This window comes from Luedemannella flava, assembly GCF_039528515.1.
GTDB lineage: Bacteria > Actinomycetota > Actinomycetes > Mycobacteriales > Micromonosporaceae > Luedemannella > Luedemannella flava.
Map to the genome: position 1 here is coordinate 1 of NZ_BAAALT010000326.1, position 848 is coordinate 848.

1 protein-coding gene is annotated in these 848 nt (G+C 78.9%); it reads left to right on the forward strand.

The annotated features are described in order from the left end of the window. A partial coding sequence (locus tag ABD211_RS33025) for a tetratricopeptide repeat protein (RefSeq protein ID WP_344140449.1) occupies positions 1 to 819 on the forward strand: 819 nt, incomplete at its 5' end. Between the last annotated feature and the right edge of the window lie 29 nt (positions 820 to 848).

An 848-nucleotide genomic window follows, 5' to 3' on the forward strand; every position in this document is an offset into this window, starting at 1 on the left:
CTCGCCGCCCAGGGCGCCGACCTGGCGGCGCTGGAGCAGGCGGCCGCCAACGGCCCGGACGACAGCGCCGAGATCCCGCTCGCCCTCGCGCGGGCGCGGCTCGCGGCCGGAGACGTGGACGGCGCGCACCGCGACCTGGACGCCGTCGCCGACCGCGACCCGCTCGACTGGCGCGTCGACTGGTTCCGGGGCGTGGCCGCGCTGGTCAGCGGCAACGCGGCCCGGGCGCGGACGGCGTTCGACGCGGTGTACTCGGCACTGCCGGGCGAGCTCGCCCCGCAGCTCGCCCTGGCTGTGGCCGCCGAGCGGGGCGGCGACGCCACCGGCGCGGCCCAGCGCTACGAACGCGTGTGGCGCACCGACCGCTCGTTTGTGAGCGCCGCGTTCGGTCAGGCCCGGGTCGCGCTCGGGCGCGGCGACCGGGCCGTCGCGGTGACGATCCTGGACGCCGTGCCCGACGGCTCGGCGCACCACGTGACGGCGCAGATCGCGGCGGCCCGCGCCCGGTTCGGCGCGCGGATGCCGCACCTGGTCGCGAGCGACCTGGCGGACGCGTCGGCGCGGGTCGAGCGGCTGCGCCTGGACGTCGAGCGCGGCGCCGGCCTGGCCGTCGAGCTGCTCGGGGCGGCGCTGGACTGGGTGCGCGCCCGGGGGATGCCCGGCTCGGGCGCGGTGCTCGGTCACGGGCTGACCGAACGCGAGCTGCGCTTCGGGCTGGAGCGCGCCTACCGGTCGCTGGCCAAGGTGGTGCCCGACGCCGACACCCGCATCGCCCTGGTCGACCAGGCGAACCGGGTCCGCCCGCGGACGCTGGTCTGAGCATGGCGAGCTGTCCGGCATGCGCGGCC